16 protein-coding genes are annotated in these 17677 nt (G+C 47.7%); 4 read left to right on the top strand and 12 right to left on the bottom strand.

Translation table 11 applies throughout. The features are described 5' to 3' along the window. Nucleotides 1–142: 142 nt before the first annotated feature. The 10 genes from IV04_RS05290 to IV04_RS05245 form a co-directional block, all read right to left on the bottom strand. Nucleotides 143–1117 (bottom strand): LysR substrate-binding domain-containing protein, encoded by a 975-nt coding sequence (locus IV04_RS05290; protein WP_037402194.1) that lies wholly within the window; start codon nucleotides 1115–1117, stop codon nucleotides 143–145. Continuing rightward, the gene (locus IV04_RS05285; protein WP_037402191.1) at nucleotides 1108–2004 is read right to left on the bottom strand and encodes a LysR family transcriptional regulator; all 897 of its coding nucleotides are present in this window, start codon (nucleotides 2002–2004) and stop codon (nucleotides 1108–1110) included. Before IV04_RS05285 ends, IV04_RS05290 begins: the two co-directional genes overlap by 10 nt. A gap of 84 nt (nucleotides 2005–2088) precedes the next feature. Then, nucleotides 2089–2721: a LuxR C-terminal-related transcriptional regulator gene (locus IV04_RS05280; RefSeq protein WP_037402188.1), complete on the bottom strand. Its 633-nt coding sequence runs from the start codon at nucleotides 2719–2721 to the stop codon at nucleotides 2089–2091. Between the two features lie 736 nt (nucleotides 2722–3457). Continuing rightward, entirely contained in the window at nucleotides 3458–4012 is a 555-nt protein-coding gene (locus IV04_RS05275; protein ID WP_081893173.1) for a fimbrial protein, read from the bottom strand. Nucleotides 4013–4057: 45 nt separating this feature from the next. After that, a complete protein-coding gene (locus tag IV04_RS05270) occupies nucleotides 4058–5059 on the bottom strand; it encodes a fimbrial protein (RefSeq protein ID WP_081893172.1) in 1002 nt (333 codons plus the stop codon). A gap of 56 nt (nucleotides 5060–5115) precedes the next feature. Continuing rightward, nucleotides 5116–5655: a fimbrial protein gene (locus IV04_RS05265; protein WP_051916692.1), complete on the bottom strand. Its 540-nt coding sequence runs from the start codon at nucleotides 5653–5655 to the stop codon at nucleotides 5116–5118. 46 nt (nucleotides 5656–5701) lie between these two features. Further along, the gene (locus tag IV04_RS24640) at nucleotides 5702–6808 is read right to left on the bottom strand and encodes a fimbrial protein (protein WP_051916690.1); all 1107 of its coding nucleotides are present in this window, start codon (nucleotides 6806–6808) and stop codon (nucleotides 5702–5704) included. 1 nt (nucleotide 6809) lies between these two features. After that, complete coding sequence (locus IV04_RS05255; RefSeq protein WP_037402601.1) at nucleotides 6810–9299, bottom strand: fimbria/pilus outer membrane usher protein; 2490 nt, start codon at nucleotides 9297–9299, stop codon at nucleotides 6810–6812. A gap of 160 nt (nucleotides 9300–9459) precedes the next feature. Further along, a complete protein-coding gene (locus IV04_RS05250; protein ID WP_037402181.1) occupies nucleotides 9460–10143 on the bottom strand; it encodes a molecular chaperone in 684 nt (227 codons plus the stop codon). 96 nt (nucleotides 10144–10239) lie between these two features. Beyond that, nucleotides 10240–10767 (bottom strand): fimbrial protein, encoded by a 528-nt coding sequence (locus IV04_RS05245; protein ID WP_037402180.1) that lies wholly within the window; start codon nucleotides 10765–10767, stop codon nucleotides 10240–10242. A 909-nt stretch (nucleotides 10768–11676) separates the two neighbouring features. Between IV04_RS05245 and IV04_RS05240 the strand changes: the two genes are divergently transcribed. Then, nucleotides 11677–12858, top strand: coding sequence for an MFS transporter (locus IV04_RS05240; RefSeq protein ID WP_037402177.1), 1182 nt, complete (start codon nucleotides 11677–11679; stop codon nucleotides 12856–12858). Between the two features lie 67 nt (nucleotides 12859–12925). On the opposite strand, the gene IV04_RS05235 is transcribed toward IV04_RS05240, so the two are convergent. Beyond that, nucleotides 12926–14134: an MFS transporter gene (locus IV04_RS05235; RefSeq protein WP_037402175.1), complete on the bottom strand. Its 1209-nt coding sequence runs from the start codon at nucleotides 14132–14134 to the stop codon at nucleotides 12926–12928. Nucleotides 14135–14205: 71 nt separating this feature from the next. Between IV04_RS05235 and IV04_RS05230 the strand changes: the two genes are divergently transcribed. Further along, nucleotides 14206–14616, top strand: coding sequence for a helix-turn-helix domain-containing protein (locus IV04_RS05230; protein ID WP_037402173.1), 411 nt, complete (start codon nucleotides 14206–14208; stop codon nucleotides 14614–14616). Between the two features lie 179 nt (nucleotides 14617–14795). After that, nucleotides 14796–15524 (top strand): SDR family oxidoreductase, encoded by a 729-nt coding sequence (locus tag IV04_RS05225; RefSeq protein WP_037402170.1) that lies wholly within the window; start codon nucleotides 14796–14798, stop codon nucleotides 15522–15524. On the opposite strand, the gene IV04_RS05220 is transcribed toward IV04_RS05225, so the two are convergent. Next, nucleotides 15517–16410, bottom strand: a complete 894-nt coding sequence (locus IV04_RS05220; RefSeq protein ID WP_037402168.1) for a LysR family transcriptional regulator — start codon at nucleotides 16408–16410, stop codon at nucleotides 15517–15519. The genes IV04_RS05225 and IV04_RS05220 overlap by 8 nt on opposite strands. A 95-nt stretch (nucleotides 16411–16505) precedes the next feature. Here IV04_RS05220 and chrA point away from each other — a divergent pair, with 95 nt between their 5' ends. After that, nucleotides 16506–17675 (top strand): chromate efflux transporter, encoded by a 1170-nt coding sequence (gene chrA / locus IV04_RS05215; RefSeq protein WP_051916688.1) that lies wholly within the window; start codon nucleotides 16506–16508, stop codon nucleotides 17673–17675. Nucleotides 17676–17677 lie beyond the last annotated feature (2 nt).

Here is a 17677-nt window from a genome sequence, read left to right as displayed (position 1 = left end):
AATCGGCCGAGGCAACTCGGTCGGTTATCTGTTTAAGCGCTGCGAAAGGGGAGTCGGCAGGAGATGAGAGCTTGCCCTTTGAATAAAATCAGCAAATTTCTGCTTCGTGAGCTTCTGGGTGAGATTTATTGTTTGCTTTTATCTACGAGATACTGCGTGACTCTTCAGCGTTATTAACGGTTTCCCAAAACTCACAGTATTTGCCGATATTGGCTTTAAACTTATCTATTAACCACCGAGCCGCAGGGGATAAAGGGAAGTTGCGTTGATGCATTACGCAATATAAAGCATTAGGTATTGGTTCACTTACCTTGATACTGACCAGGCTTTCTTTAAATAGAGGTTCTTTAAAAATAGCAGCAGGTGCCAACGTTAAATAATCGGTACTCAAGGCCATGCTTAGCCTGATTTCACCTGTTTCCCCTCTAAGTATGTTTCTATCATTTCCTTCAGAAATTATTATGGATTCGACCTCCTTTTGATAGCCAGATAAGTTTGACGGCAGGCACCAATCAGCATTGTTAAGATCTGCAATGGATGTGCTTTTCTCTAAAGGGTGCCCTTTACGTGCAACAATATAGAAAGGCATGCTAAAGAAAGCATCAATAACGAAATCATCGATAGGTATGTCATCGGCAATAATAGAAATACAAAAATCCAACTCGCCACTACGTGCTTTAGGGAGCAGTTCTGTTAGTTGCCCTTCTAAAAGGTTAATGCTTGTTTTGGGAAACTCCTCTTGGAAATGCTTTATGGTTTCAGGTAAAACGGTATAGGCCAAGGATGACGAAAAACCAAATGACACACCGTGGTTTTTAAACGCCACAATATCTTTAACTTCTTTTTTTGTTGAGTCTATGTCTTTAAGTATCTGCTCTGTGCGTAACTTAAATACTTTCCCGGCCTCAGTCAGTGTAATACCGTTTGTGCCTCTGATAATTAAGTTAACATCTAGTGATGCTTCGAGTTCTTTAAGGCTGCGCGTTAGCGCAGGCTGTGTAAGGTGCAGCGCTGCGGCTGCAGCCCTTATGCTGCCCAAATCTGCAACCATTTGAAAAATTTTCATTTGTTGTAACTTAATCATACTAAGGAAACCTTTTTTAATTTCTAATGACATTTCTTTATTAATTCATTAAGAAGGTCTTTTGCCGTACTCTTTAATGGGAAATGACGTGAATAAACAATTTTATAGATTATATCGGGAAGCGGTTCTTTGAGTTTTACCTCATGAAAACCATGCATCAATGTATTGTTTTTTATAATGAATTCTGGAGCCAGAGTGATGAAGTCAGAATTCAATGTCATTAACAAAGACATTATCCCCCCCCGTAAAAAAATGGGATTGTTACTTTTCATTGCATCTTTATGCAAGTTACTAATATGGTTGTAATAATCCACTTTTGATTTTGGTAAAAACCACTTTATTTTATTCAGATTAGCCACTGAGTTAGTATTATTTAATGGGCTTTTTATGCTGGTTAAAATGCAAACTTTAGAGTTGAAGAGAACCTCATCAATCAGGTCATCATTAATAAATTTTTCACTATCAGGATGAATAATAAAGTCAAGCTTTCCTGCACGTAGCATTCTCAATAATATAGATAAATCATCTTCAACGATTTTAATTTTCACTTCTGGTGAAGCAATCTGAAAATCACTGATTTTTGACGATAGCTCTGAAAACAAAGAGAAAGAGGAGACCCCCAAAGATAGCTCTTGTACTATTTCATCTTCGCTGAGGCACTTTACGTCATTAATGGCTGATTCGTAAGTGTCAATTAAAAACTGAGCGCGCTCATCAAGAACTTTTCCTGCTTTAGTAAGATGAATACCTTGCTTTTTCCGTATAAATAAGGAAGTGCCCAAGCTTTTCTCTAGCTCATTCATTGAATGAGTTAATGCAGGTTGAGTGACATTAAGTAATTTTGCTGCTTTGCGAAAGCCTCCATTCTTCACAATAGCCAAAAATACTTGTAAATGACTTATTTTAGGCAGTGTGTTCATTAACAACTAATCCCTGAGTTGAATAAAACGGTGTTGTTATAAAATGCATGTTCAATGGTGAGGGGTTGCCTTGCTTGTTAACAATTATCGACTCAGCGTATTGATTCTATTATGTGGTAGCATAAAAGAACTCAGTGAGCGAACACCAAATTTATACAACCCTACACGTTTGTGATGACTTGCAGTTTTGTAATTAATACCTAGATGATTAGCGATGCACTGCAAGTTATTTCCTTTTAATAAAAGATATAACACACTCATTTCTCGCTGTGAAAGGGTGGGCCTGTTAGCTTTTCTATCATCATCAGAGATCAGTGTTTCGCTCAGTAAAAAATGAGCTACTTTATCTTTTAATTCCTTGAGATTCATTGAGATATCAAGGATGATGCAAGAGTTGCATAAGTTATATATGCAATTTTTTAATACATCAGAACAAGAAAAGTCGCTAAGGATGACTATTTTGCAACCCGTTGCCACATTGGAGGCGTAATTTTCCATCAGATTCAAAATAAAATCTTGCGTATAGTTCTTGCGTAACAGAGTGATAATTAAAAAACTATCCTCCGAAATTATGCTCGGAAAAGCTCTATTGTTTTCACAAACTTTAATATCAATATTTGAATTGATTTTTTTCTCTTGAACCAAATCATTTAATATCTTCTGAACCCCAATGGTAATGAAGTTACATGGGCTTTTTATTATGATGTTTTTTTTCATTTTTTTACCTTACGTGCTATATATAAGAAACGTTACCTATTCGGTCTTTGACCGGTTTTTTATTCTGTTGCTTTTTACAGGCAACTCGATTTTTTTGGTTATAAAATTTATTGGTGGAAAATAATGAACCTGAATGTATCGCGGGTTAAATATTGGCCATGGCGAATGGCATCAGAGGCGCTTTTATGCCTGTCTTCCTCACGCAGCAAGTTGCTTACTATGAAATTTTATAAAACTCAAGGTGAACAGAAATAGCCATCCATTTAGCGCTGGTTTTTAAACTATTGAGAGCTAAACTAAGAAAATTCTAAGTCATTTATTTGTTGATAAAAAGCAACATTTTTTTATATGCGATAAATAAAACTAATCATAAGGGCTGATTGGGGGTGAATTGGATGTATATGTTGGTTTTTGAGTAAATAAAATCTAATCTACTAAAAAGTAGTTATAATAATGGCAGAGTGGTAAATAATATAATCCCAGCACACACTATGCCCAGTAAAAATTCTGGCTGGGATTTTTATAGAAAAATATCAATGCGATTTGTCACTGTGTCTCTGACGATGTTTAGGTATCGTTTGGTTCATTTAAGATTTACCTTTGGCTTAACAACGGCTAAAGCTGGCAGCCCTTATGTTGAGTGTTAGCCAGTATGAATGGTAGATGCGTTTTAAACTGTATTTTCGCTAGGCGGCTGAGGCAAAAAATTGCTACAGCCTGATGCTATTGCCGATCACTATTGATAGGTAAAACTCATTAGCAGTTGGCTATTCACATCCCCCGCAGCAATATCACCATTAGGGCTGAACAATCTGGCAGATAAAGCATAGGTGGCAGTGTGTTTTACTGGATCCACGTCTACCACCATACTGCTGCCGAGCCTCTGAATACGGCTTTTATCTGCATCCTGCGCCACCTGAACCGCTACGCCCAAAGCCGTACCAGAAGAAGCATAAAGTGTTGCGTCACCGGGAAAAGGCATGCCGGTAAAACTCGCCGTAACACGGCTGGTTGTTGGGGGGCAATTAATTAAGCTGACCTGAAAAGGACGCCAGTCGCTTGCATTGCCAGCCTGTTGCATATCTCTTTTCTTGACACGACCAAAATCGACAATCTGGCTGGCTGATGCGGCGTCAACGGTGCAGGGGCTAGCCACAATTCTACCATTGACCGCCACATTTTCGGCGTTAGCCATAGTGCTGCACACTGTGCTCAGCAATATGGTGACGATCAAATTGTATTTCATTGATAACCTTGTAAATGGAGGCTTATATCTGTAATTTTTCATCATTGCCGCTCTAAATCATGAGGCCTTGTTGAAAGGGGCCGGTTAATATTATTGATACGTGATATTCAATGTCATAGTGCTATTGGCCACACCGCCCGTGACCTTGCTGGTGGTCTGATAATATTGCGCGGTAAAGGGGAAAGTTTCCTGTCCCCCCTCGGAGGTTTTCAGCGCCAGCATATTATTCAGAACCAACGGAGCAGAATTATAGAGGATCTGAATACCCACCCCGGTTGCTACTGCTGGGGTGCCCGCATTGGTTAATTTCAATACACCATCCGCAGTAGTATCGGTATTTTTTGTACCGGTCATCGTTACATTAATTTTTGCGCCGGCATCACAATTCAGGCCAACGGAAAAATCTTTAGGCTTGAGTGTACTATTGACTCCAGAAAACTCATTAATGTTAACATCATCTAACGGCACCTGAATCACCGGGTTATTAATAGAACAAGCAATAACATTCACCTGGATTGCACTCAGGTTGACTGGAATGGATGGCCCGATATAACTTCCATCGTCTTGTCCTACTTTCAATGTATGAGTCTGTTGCTCACTGATAGTACCTGAACTGATGGGACCGATTTTATAAAACTGAACACTAGGGTGAGCTGAAAAGTTATAAAAAACGGGGCCTCTGGCACCAAAAATAATCCTGCCGTTAACATCCCCCCATAGAGATAAACCATTAGAAATCCAGTAACTGCCACTGGTACCTATAGCAATCCCCACACCAGGCATGTTAGTGCTGTATATTCTCTTTCCATCTATTGTTGTGCTATAGGGTAAGGTTGTAGCGATACCCAGAACCGACCAGTCAGTGGGTTCGGGATTTAGGCAGGTGAATATATTGTTATAACTGTTACCATAGATAATATCCGAAATTGGTGAGTTTATGGGCTGATCTCTTTGGACCGTGATCGTGCTACTGGAAATAGTAAATGCAGATGGCCCCTCAGTAGTGCAGGTTACGGCAGCATGACTCAGTTGGGAAAATGCCAACAAGCCCAATACTAACCTTATTTTAGGAAATACTATTTTTTTAATCATTTTTAAATATCATTGCAGGTGTATTATTATTAATATCGATGTTGCTCGGCATATCACTATTGGTAGGTGAAAGCCACTTGCATAACGCTATTTATCGAGCCTGGGGTCGCATTGCCAGTAGCGGTATACGCTTTGGTGGCAAATGCCAACGTCGCAGATTTAGTTGCCGCATTAACCGCTACTGTCCAGGTAGACGAAGTCGGCCGCACCGTCGTCCCCGTATAGGGTTCAGCAAATGTTTTGATTTTAATCCCTACGCCTGTCGCGGTTCCGCTATTGGCAAAAAAGTTATTATCAGCATCATAAGGCGTACCAGAGAAGGTCGCCGTCACCTTGCTGGTGGTGGCCGGGCAATTATTTAGCACCAGGTTAAAAAATTTCTCTGAACCACCATAGGTCCCTGCTGTACCCAAAGCGGTGGCCTGAATATCACCCAAGTCAACGCTGAGAGTAGAGTTTGCCGTGTCCAGCGTGCAGGGTGAGGCGATCACCTTGCCTGTGATATTGACCTGAACAGGGTCGGCAGAAGCTTGATAAACTCCAGAACCTGACAGCAAAGAAAGCAATAGAAATTTATGTCCGTAATTTTTCATCATCGCTGCTCTAAATAATGAGACCCCGTTGAAAAAGGGTCTGTTAATGTTATTGATAAGTGATATTCAATGTCATAGTGCTGTTGGCCGCACCACCCGTGACCTTGCTGGCCGTCTGATAATATTGCGCGGTAAATGTGAGGTTCTCCTGCCCTCCTGCGGAGGTTTTTAGTGCCAGAATATTATCCAAAACCAGCGGAGTAGAATTATAAAGAACCTGAATGCCGACCCCAGTTGCTACATCTGGAGAACCAGCATTGGTTAATTGCAACACACCATTAGCAGAAGTGTCGGTATTTTTTGTCCCATTCATCGTCACACTAATTCTTGTTCCGGCTTCGCAATTAAGGCCAACGGAAAAAGCTTTAGGCTTGAACGCACGACCGGCGCCAGAAAGTTCAATAACGTTAATATCAGCTAAGGGTACCTGGATCGCCGGGGTATTAAGAGAACAGCTAACGGTTTTCACCTTAAAAGCGCCAGATGAAGACATTACACCGACCGGTGCTATTGGACCATTGGTTCCTATTTGTAACTCTGCAAATTTACCGGTAAAAATCCCCGAAGTGATAGGGCCTATTTTATAAAACTCAACAGCGAGGTTAAATGTATACATCCGTCGAAGATCGCCGTTTAGCGGCAATGTTTTGGTGAATTGAAACGAGTTAATTTGCCGACTGTTCGCTTGGCCAAACAAGAGATTGCTGCCATCAATGTAGCTTGTCGGCGGATTGGCAGGTTCGCGAAGTGTCTCATTACCCGATAGGCTCATCTCAGTACTGATAGCCGATCCCGCGATCGCTATGCCTAAACCGGGAACATTTGTGGTGTAAACATTTCTGCCATTGATAACGCCATAAAAAGGCAAGTCGGTAGAAAGACCTATGTTAAGCACTTCTCCTGCAGCCCCAAAACAGCGGTAGGCCACGTACGACCCATACACATAAGTAGGTCCACTCCCTCCTGGCCCAATCTTTGTATTGAGCGGCAAGTCTCTCATTACGGTTACCTCTACGCTAGTGCCAATAGCAACATCTGTATAGAACGCCTGGCAGGTTGCTGAGTAACTCGCTGAAGAAATGATTAGCATAATTAACGCTAACCCAATGTTCGCGAATAAATATATTTTACGCATCGTTAACTCTGAGTTATTCATTTTATTGGCACCTTGCATCAAGTTGTTTTATAACGCTATCTTCCGCCTTCTGTGCAGGCAGAGAATAGGCCACCTGGCAGGTTTGATGCGCCTCATTGCCCCATTTCACGGTGAGCGAGCCACGCTCAGCAAGCCCGGTCAGATAGACCTGCCCACTGTCGCCAACGATAAAGCCCTGCGCGGTTTTCTGCGCCGGATCGCTGACCGTTGCGCCGAACGGTACCGGTGCCCCGTCCATTTTGAGTAAGGTCATCATTACCCGCTGCCCAATCTGGGTATCAAAACTGGCGCGCACCACGGCCCCGCGAGTGGGAACCAGGTTTTGCGAGGTTTGTGCCAGTTCTACGTCATCCGGTAGCGTCTCGGTATTCAATTGCACCTGATTTTTACGGTATGGGGTGCCATAAGGCACAATCGCATACCCGCGCCAGTCTGTTTTGACGCCGATCTGGTTGTTGACAGAAACACCTGCGGCACCCGGCGCACGGACCAGCGCCACGGTTTCCCCCAACGGTTGCCCAAAGGTCACGCCATTCTCATGGGCAATAATGCCGCCTTGCAGGCCGTAGTTCAGGCGCTTGCTCTGCGGATCGTAGCCGTAACCCGCGTTGATCTGGCCATAAGTGCCACGGTAGTCGGCGTTCAGGTTACCGCTGTTGCTGCGGTCTTGGCTGTTGTAGCCTTGTCGTACACCCCAGCTTAAGTTCCTTTCTGCCAACGCCGAACCACTCAGGCCCGCGCTGTGGGTTGCGCCGCCTTTCTGGCTGCTGTTCATACTGTAGCTGGCGTAGCTATTACCCAACCAACGGTCCAATGGCACGCTGATGTTGAAGGCAACCAGATGGTTCTTATCGTAAATTTCGTTGTTTGCCGTGCCGCCTGCTGATGCGTTTATGTTGTAGCTGTAGTTCAGTGAATAGCTGATCCCCTGCCAGCTGTTGCTGTAACCCATGCCAATTGAACGCAAGTTTCTTTCACTGTTCCAATAGTCTTCGTCAACCACGCTAAGTGAAAGTGCGCCGGCACCTTGCCAGAGGTTTTGGCTCAGCGTAAATTCGGCACGGTTACGCCTGCGCTCGATACCTGGCGCGCTATTCTGAATGCGGTAAGTATCCATCACCTCTTGCATGCCGTAAAAACCGTCGGTGGAATATCGATACCCTGCGATGGCAAAGTTAGTACCGGTTTGCACGATATTTTTGCTGTAACGCAGGCGCCAGGATTGTCCCTGCGTTTTAGGCGCGTTTTGCAGTGTGGATTCGGCATGGGTGAGGTCCGTAGAGAGCGCCCCAAAATTACCCAGGTTTTTCCCCATGCCTAGCGCCAGCGCCTGGTAGTGTTCAGCAAACTGTACCCCGCCGTAGCCAGTGAACCCTAAAGGCAAACCGTAGATTGCCGTTCCCTGAGCAAACGTGTTCTTCTCTACGTTACTGTCATAGGAGCGATACTGCCCGCCGCTCACGGCATACTTCAGGCTTCCTTCACGTTGTAGAACCGGCAATGAGGCGAAGGGCACCACTAATCGTTGTTCGCTGCCATCGGCTTCTTTGATGGTCACCTGTAGATCGCCGCTACCACCGGTAGGGAACATGTCGTTGATTTCGAATGCGCCGGGCGTGACGTAATTCTGATAAATCACATAACCATTCTGGCGAATCGTCACCTGTGCATTGGTGCGTGCGATACCGCGTATCACCGGCGCATAGCCTTTCAGGCTATCCGGTATCATGTCTTCATCTGAAGCCAATTGCGCGCCGCGGAAGGGGACGCTGTCAAACACATCGCTGGGTGATGAGCCATCACCCAATGTCAATTGACTTTTTAAGGTGACGATATCGCGTTGAACATAGGTGTAAATGGTATTCCATTGGTCCTGCCCGCTGTTATCGCGATTCCAGGTGGTATAATTGCGTAAACGCCATGGGCCGATATTTAATCCAGGGCGAAGATTGGCAAATGTGCTGCTGCTGCGCGCCGAGCTGCCGTCACGAGCCTGAGCCGTCGCGCCGTTAAGGCTGTAGTTGAGCAATAAGGCAGAGATCCCGTTTTCCCACTGGCTTTCTGGCACGTAACCACGCGCATCCTGCTGCATCGCTGCCTGCGGAATACTGACCCGCAACTGCTGAGAGTTGAAGCGGAATTCTGCGCTGGCTTGCGGGATCACGCTTAAATCGGCGCACTTGGCCGCTGCATCGCCCATGCCCGGAAACAGATGAGTTTTAACCCCCATTTCGTTTAACTGGGCAACGCTTAAGCAGGGTTGCAAATTCTCTTTACCCTGGGCATCTTTCAACAGGCTGAATTCGACATTGCTCGTCCCTTTCGCCTCGTTGTTAATATAAATGTCGACCCGATACGTTCCTGGAGCTTGTAAATCGCCTTCTTCAAACACAGAAAGATCTGTACTGCCTTGATGGGGGTTATCCATTTCCAACAAGGCTGGATTAAAATAGTCACGCGCCTGGGTACCAAAAGAAAGGGTACCCAACATCACGGTAATTAAATAAGATAACTGGCTGATGCGTGGTAGTCTTCCAATCTGATTTTTATAATTACTCACCTGTCTTACCTTTTTATTTACCGGAAGAATTCATCTCCATGAATTCTCACATCGACCAAACATCGGGACGTATTTCACGGGGAAAAGCGTTTTACAATGTGCTGCGGTGTTCTTTGCCCATCGCGCCGTAGTCGTTGATAATTTTCCAGCTCACGTTGTTGCTGTTAGCCCCTGCTGGCAAAGCGAAGCTGGCCGTTGCGCCCGGAGCGACATACGTTGCATCTTCCACTTCCTGGCCTGCGACTTTTACTTCCTGAAAATTCATATAAAACGGCGTCGGGTTGGTCACTTTCAAACTATTGCCACTGCGCTGCCAACTGAGTTTTTCAGTCGCTTCTTCAGGGCTGCCTTTTAAACCGGCAGGGCGATAAATCAGCTTGATGCGCGTTTTTATTGCGATCTGTAATGTGTTTTTGTTTTCACTCTCCTCTTTTTGAGTTGCTGGAATCGACTTTATATTCAGCCAATACAGCGACTCTTTGTCTGAGGGCAAATGATTACCGGCATAAACAACGCGCAGCACGTTTTCCTGCCCACTATTAAGACGGAATAGTGGCGGGGTGATCATAAAAGGCGCTTTTTCGCCGCCTTCGGTAGTGCTTTCAACCCAGGATTGAATCAGATAGGGCATTTTGTCTGGGTTGTTGACGCTTAATGATGATTCTTTTTTGGCTCCGTCATAAATCAGGCGCGTACCGCCAACAATGACACCTGCCTGTGTGGCGCTGGCAATCACCATCAGTGACGCGACAAGCACAGTAGGAAATTTTTTCATATTGATTCCAATGTTGAGAGAATAGGCAGGCACAGACTTTTTTGCGTCTGCCTAAAGTGGCAGTATCAAACCAGTAAATAAGGTTGATGCTGGATATTAGTTGTAGTTAATGGTGAAGCTGGCAGTTGCGTTCGCCGGGCCTGTGGTAATTGTTTTGGAAGTAGAGATGTAGCTTGCTACGAAGTCCAGATTGTTGACCACGTCTTTTTGCAGGGTGTATGCCTTGGAAGCGGTGAACAGTGGCAATACGCTATTGCTGTCGTCAGACAGTTCAATACCGATACCGGTGGCAACGCCAGCCTCATCGGTGAGCGCCAACAGGCCGTTAGTACCAGGAATTGCAGTACCGTCAAACTTCACTTTTGCTGAGGTGATAGTGTCTGGGCAAGCACTCAGTTGCAGAGTGAACTTGGTTGCAGAGGCTCTAGCGCCAGCGTCAGGGAAGGATGTTTTGGCAACTTTACCCAATGTCACTGCCAATGGTGTTGCAGAACCTGTATCGACCTTGCAGGTAACATCAGTAATTTCGCCGGTAAACTTCACATCACCATCAGTGGCTGCTGCATGGAGGCTGAATACTGATGAAGAAGCTAATACTGCGATTGCGAGAAGATTCTTTTTCATTAAATAATATTCCTTTGTTACTATTGAAGCGCTTTATTTCAATAAAGCTCTATGTGTATTCGTGCTCTTATATGAGCAACATAAGAATAACCCTGTTAAAAGACTATTCTTAACGCACTCGCTTAAAGCCAGCGTGAAAAGTTAATTTTTTATTGTTGATGAGGTGATTTATCTATGTCAGGGGTAATGAAAAAACGTTTGCCATCTATTACAGCTACGTTTGCCTATTGCTTCGCCGATTACATCATTTTTTGTGAACACAAGATGTCCCTTTCTTGCTGACTTTTGAGTTTGATTTAGCTCTCAATCAAATTAAGATTATTCTAACCATTCATTGCTGACATTGAGTAGCAATGTTTTTTTATCACATATAAAAATTTTTTAACCCCCAGCAGGCTGAGTGACATTGAACCTTAGCCACAACGGGATAACTGGCCTACATTACCTGTCGGCTACTCGTTTTTTTGATACTTTTCCTGAACGACTTTGGATTGAGACTCTCAATGGGTGAGTTGTAGAAAATTATATAGTCTGAACTATGTTTAATTTTGTTTTCTGGACCAGCCGGCTAATTACTTTTTAGGGTTTGTATAGAATATGGGGATTAGTTTACAAGGTCAGTCAGGAAGGTAAAGACAACATTTTTTTATCACATATAAAAGTTATTAATCGGAATGGGAATATACTAATCTGAGCTTTATTAAATTAATTGATTTCATTTCTAAATAATCACGTCTAAAAAGCATAAAAATATCAACCTTGATATCCTTGAGGGTAATAATGGATACTGAATGTAATGTGTTTTTTCCATGATTATCATCAGCTTCGAGAGTTATTCTCTTTTGGTGTTATCAAAGATAAGATGGATTAATGTAATGATCGATGGCCGCAGATTGCCGGAGTAAAATCATGTTTTCACGCTTTTCAACGTTAGGCCGTATCCCCAAAGGCGTTTGGGTTTTGGGGGGCGTCAGCATGCTGATGGATGTATCTTCTGAAATGATCCATAGCCTGCTGCCGTTGTTTATGGCGACAACCTTAGGAGCCAGCGTTGTTGTTATCGGTTTGATTGAAGGTTTGGCTGAAGCGACGGCTTTAATCATCAAAGTATTTTCGGGGGTACTCAGTGATTACCTTGGCAAACGCAAAGGACTGGCCCTATTGGGTTATGGATTGGGGGCGTTGAGCAAGCCTCTGTTTGCTCTTGCCGGTTCGCCTGGGGTTATCCTTGGTGCACGCCTGTTAGACCGCGTGGGAAAGGGGATTCGTGGAGCGCCGCGTGATGCTTTGGTCGCCGATGTGACACCGCCAGAGATCCGTGGTGCTGCCTTTGGGTTACGCCAATCGCTCGACACTATGGGGGCTTTTTTGGGGCCGCTACTGGCCGTTGGGCTGATGCTGCTATGGCACGATGATTTTCGCGCTATTTTCTGGGTCGCGGTGATCCCGGCAGTGTTGGCGGTCGTACTGCTTTTTTGTGGTCTTCAGGAACCCAAATCGCCCATTGAACATAAACGCAGTAACCCTATTCGGCGGGAGAATTTACGGCGGCTGAGTAAAGACTATTGGTGGGTGGTGGGGCTCGGCGCCGTATTTACACTTGCCCGTTTCAGCGAGGCTTTTCTCGTGCTGCGGGCGCAGCAAATGGCTATCCCTTTGGCTCTGATCCCGCTCGTGATGGTTGCAATGAATTTATTGTATGCGTTATCAGCCTATCCTTTTGGGAAACTCTCTGATCGCATGAATCACAGCAGTATGCTGCAATTGGGGTTAGGCGTATTGATTGCCGCAGATATTGTGTTGGCTGTCAGCCATCATTGGGCTGGTATTCTGCTTGGAGTGGCGCTGTGGGGTATTCATATGGGCATGACACAAGGTTTACTGGCGGCCATGATCGCCAAGACCGCACCAGCAGATTTGCGTGGTACCGCCTACGGCATGTTTAATCTGATGAGTGGGGGAGCACTTTTGCTGGCCAGCCTGGGGGCGGGGCTATTATGGGAGGCATGGGGAGCCGCCTCCACATTCTATGCCGGAGCGATTATCTGTGTGATAACGCTGCTGGGCATGCGTTTAGCCCCGCAAAAATAGTCGATTGAGAGATTGCTTTGTCACCCGTGGCGTCATACCGCTCACTCTGTTCTGGTAGCGGTGTGCTTCACTTTATTACTGATAGGCGCAGTCGTTTGGCTGCCCCAACGCAACCTGCGGTGACAGCCATCCCCCCAAGCAGCAATGCGAGGCGATAAAATGCTGCATCGTACCCGAATGCTGAAATCAATGGGGTACAGAGCAAAGGGGAAAGGAACTGACCAAGAAATATGGATGTGGTTAAAATTCCGCCACTGAGGCCTCTGTGCCGTTCTGGCACCAGGTTAAGCGCAATGGCGATAAAGTTCGGTGAAACCGTTGCGTAACCTGCACCGATTGCCGCTGTGCCGATAAAAACGAGCCAGGTATTAGCCTCAGACCCTACCAACATGAATCCGCCAGCCATCAGAGCATAACCCAAGGCGTAGCTGCCAACAAAACCGATTGCACGTTTGAGCCGGGCATAGAGCAAGGCGGCACCGCCGCCGGTCAGCATCAAAACACTCAGTGCTGAACCGGTCATTGTGGCGCTGTCATAGCCTTGTGTATTAAAGAAGAAGGGCAGTTGCGTCGGCATGACGAAGAAGATCATATTCGTCATCATTTGCAAAAGTGCCAGCATAAGAATGAGAGGTTTCCAGGTTGGGTGCCCTTGGCTTGCGGCTATTGTGACGCGAGGGGTTGGTTTGCCTGGTTCGGTGATCGCTACCCACATCAGTGGCAGGAAAAATGCTGCCAGGCCGTAGATGGCGAAGGGCAACCGGGGGGAGATTGCCGCAACGTAGCCCGCCAGTGAGATAAACAGAAAGCCACCGAAATTCCGCGCCGATATCTGTAGCGCGACTAAATTGCTACGCTGCTCGCCAGTGAAGTAATCACCAATCAGAGCCGTGGCCGATGTCATGATCAGCGCGACGGCGACCCCCAGGGCCAAACGGCTGGCAAAAATTGCAGGCAGGCTTGGCAGGTAGAGGCCAGCGCTGCCTGTGAGGATAAACAGGATAACGCCGATCAGTAACATCCCGCGCTTGCCAAAACGATCGGCGAATAGGCCCGCCAGCGGGGCACAGAAAATCACGCTCAGAGAGGGGGCTGGTACCAGAAGACGTGTCAGCATTCCCGCATTGGGGGTAGCTGAAAAGGTGGCTTCCAGCCCTGGCAGGGCCGGGCTGATGGTGGCATTTGCCATAACGGTCAAACTCGCCGCCATCAACAGGGCGATGCCTCTCCGATCGCGCCAGACGGCTGTTTTTGGGTGAATGCGCTCTTGTTTCATGCTCTGTTTTCCTCTTGCAAGAATTTGTGTGTTGCTGCATGGTACGAATTCAAGTCAACTTGAGGTCAAGTATGAAAGTTCTGGATATCGGTGAAGTGGCGCAACAATCTGGCGTAACGCCTTCGACACTGCGCTATTACGAAGAGATCGGGTTGATTGCCTCCGTTGGGCGGCACGGTTTGCGGCGGCAGTTTAAGGTGGACGTTCTGTTACGGCTTTCATTGATTGCTCTGGGTAAGTCCGCAGGTTTTTCTCTGGTTGAAATTTCAGGGATGTTCGGCAAAGACGGGCTACCGGATCTGCCGCGCGCGGCACTGCATGCTAAAGCGGATGAGTTGGAACGCCAGATTCGTAATCTGACGGTCTTGCAGAATGCTTTGCGTCATGTGGCCGATTGCCCCGCGCCGTCACATCTTGAGTGCCCGACATTCCAAGGGCTGATTTCGACGGCAAGCCGCCACAACAAGAGCAAAGCAAAATAGAACAGAGGCGCTCGCGATACCCTTTACTGAATGTGCTGCCGCCAATCAACCTGAGGCCGTTTGCTAACGATCATCGGTATTGCCGATAATGGTATCGCTCCTTTCCGTTTTCTAATGCATCACATAACTGAAAAAATCGTTTTCGTAGTGCAACATTCGAAACGGAAAAGGGAAGGCATATGACACACGAGAATTCGAAGATTCTTATCGTTGGCGGTAATTCGGGGATGGGGCTAGCGCTGGCGCAGCGTTGTTTAGACGAGGGAGCTCGGGTGATCATCGTGGGGCGCAATCGGGAAAAGTTAAATCTGGCGCGCAAGAGCCTGCTGGAGCCCCCACGCTTGGAAACAATTCAGGCGGATATTACTGACGAGAGCCAGGTTGTGTCCCTATTTGAGCAGATTGGCGAACTGAACCATATCGTCTGTACCGCTGCCGACATTCAGGGCGCTTACGAATTGTTGTCTTCACTGGATATTCAGGCTGTACAACGGGCGATTGAGAGCAAAGTGTTGGGACCACTGCTGCTGGCGAAATACGGCGCGCCCAGGCTGATGCCCAAAGGCTCCATCACACTGACCTCAGGGATTGCAGCCTATCGCCCTCTGCCGCGAGGGGCGGTGGTTGCAACTATCAATGCCGCCTTGGAAGGGCTGGTACGTGCCTTGGCGGTCGAACTTGCGCCGCTGAGGGTTAATGCCGTCTCACCGGGATGGATTGATACCCCAATATGGAATTTTGTCGCGGGGGATAAGAAAGACGAGACACTGGCCGCGATGGCAAAGCGCCTGCTGGTAGGAAGAGTTGGATGTGCCACTGATATCGCCGAGGCGATAGAGTTTCTCATGAGCAACACCTTCACGACAGGGACGGTGCTGCAGGTTGAAGGGGGGCATCGGCTTATCTGATACTCGCCCATTGCTCCGCTGCTGCAAGCAGCCGTTTCAGGGCTGGAGATTGAACGCGTCGCCGCCGCCAGATCAGGACGAGCGGTGCCGTTCCTATTTGGCCTGGCCAGGGCAGCTCCACGACTTTACCCGCCTCAAGCATTTCTGCCACCGCTATTCTGGGAACCAGCGCATAGCCAGCCCCGGCGGCGACCAGGCGACCAATTGCCGTGATGCTGCCGACTTCGGCAGCAATCACTGGTGGTGGCAGTTTGGCGGTGGCAAAGACTTGAGTAAACAGGTGTCGATAGATGCATCCCTGCTCTGTGGTGATAAAGCGCAGTGCTGGGATGGACTCAAGGCTGATGGTCAAGCTCGCTTTTGCTGATTCGGGAGCCCCAATAAACACCAACGGTTCAGACGAAATCACCCGTTTGTTCAGGCGTTCATCGAGTTCCCCCTTGTCGAAACAGAACGCTGCATCCAACGTGCCGTCGGCGACACCTTGTAATAACTGCCCGCTGCCCGTGATTTTCATCTGTAGACCAAGATCGGGCTGTTGGCGTTGCAAATCAGCCAGCGGCACCGGTAGCCAGAGCGAGCCAATAGTTTCCAGTGCTCCGAGAGTTAAAGACTGCTCGCGGCGATCCGCCGCCAATGCCACTGCCGACTGGGCTTCAGACACCAGCGCGAGAATGTCTTCGGCATACGACTTCAACGCTTCACCTGCTGGTGTCAGACGCAATCCTTGCCGCGTTCGGCTAAATAACTCGAAACCTAATTCAGCTTCCAGCACCTGGAGTTGGTCACTGACGCTCGACTGTGCGAGATGGACCACTTCGGCGGCTCGGGTGACGTTTTGGGTTTGAGCCACGACGAGGAATGTTTTCAGTAATCTGGTGTTCACCGACGATCTCCTAGACCCCATTGATATCATTATCGTGTTTCGTTGTTGATGTTCGATTATTGTGGTCTAACACAACCAGAAAACAAGATATAACGATGACCGATATCACCAAGACTGACCATAGCCCATGGGCTGTTTTTCTGATCTTTCTCCGACTGGGCCTGACTTCCTTCGGTGGCCCGATTGCGCACCTCGGCTACTTTCGCGATGAGTTTGTGACGCGGCGGCAGTGGTTGACTGAACGCAGCTATGCGGATCTGGTCGCCCTGTGCCAATTCCTGCCGGGGCCAGCCAGCAGCCAGGTCGGTATTGCGCTCGGGTTGTCCCGAGCTGGCTATGCCGGGGCATTGGCCGCCTGGCTGGGATTCACATTGCCGTCAGCCATAGTGCTGATCCTGTTGGCATTGGGCATCGCCAGTTACGGTGATGCGATGCCGATTGGGGTGCTGCATGGATTGAAAGTGGTGGCGGTGGCGGTGGTGGCACAAGCCGTATGGGGGATGGCGCGCAATCTCTGCCCAGACGCACCGCGCATCACCATCATGGCAGCAGCGACCTGTTTTGTGCTTTTGGTACCGTCTGCCTGGGGGCCGGTGGGGGTGATCGCCATGGCGGCGATCATTGGTCTGTTGCTGTTCAAACCTCAGCAGGAAGCAGCACAGGATCCCTTGCCGATTGTTATGCGGCACCGGGTTGGCTTGTGCTGGCTGGCACTGTTCTTTGCGCTGCTGATAGGGTTACCACTGTTAACGGCGATGTTCCCGAATCAGACGCTATCAATGGTGGATGCTTTCTACCGGGCCGGATCGCTGGTCTTTGGTGGCGGGCATGTCGTGCTGCCGCTGTTACAAGCCGATGTGGTGCCCTCCGGTTGGGTTAGCAATGATGCATTTCTGGCAGGTTACGGCGCTGCGCAAGCTGTTCCCGGCCCTCTGTTCACTTTTGCGGCGTTTCTCGGGGCTTCGATGAACCAGGTGCCCACAGGCTGGCTTGGTGGCCTGATCTGCCTGTTAGCCATCTTTGCTCCGTCTTTTTTGCTGGTGGTGGGGGCGTTGCCGTTTTGGGAACATTTGCGCCGTAACACTCGTACCCAAGCAGCACTGTCCGGCATCAATGCGGCCGTGGTTGGCCTGTTGCTGTCCGCCCTCTACCAACCGGTTTGGACGAGTGCGATTCATGCGCCGCCAGATTTCGGGTTGGCCCTGGTGGCGCTGGTAGCGCTGATGTTCTGGAAATTACCGCCGTGGCTAGGCTGTGTCCCTTAATT

Source organism: Serratia sp. Ag1, assembly GCF_000743355.1.
Classification (GTDB): domain Bacteria; phylum Pseudomonadota; class Gammaproteobacteria; order Enterobacterales; family Enterobacteriaceae; genus Chania.
The sequence above is the reverse complement of the archived record's forward strand: the minus strand, read 5'-3'. Positions and strand labels throughout refer to the sequence as shown.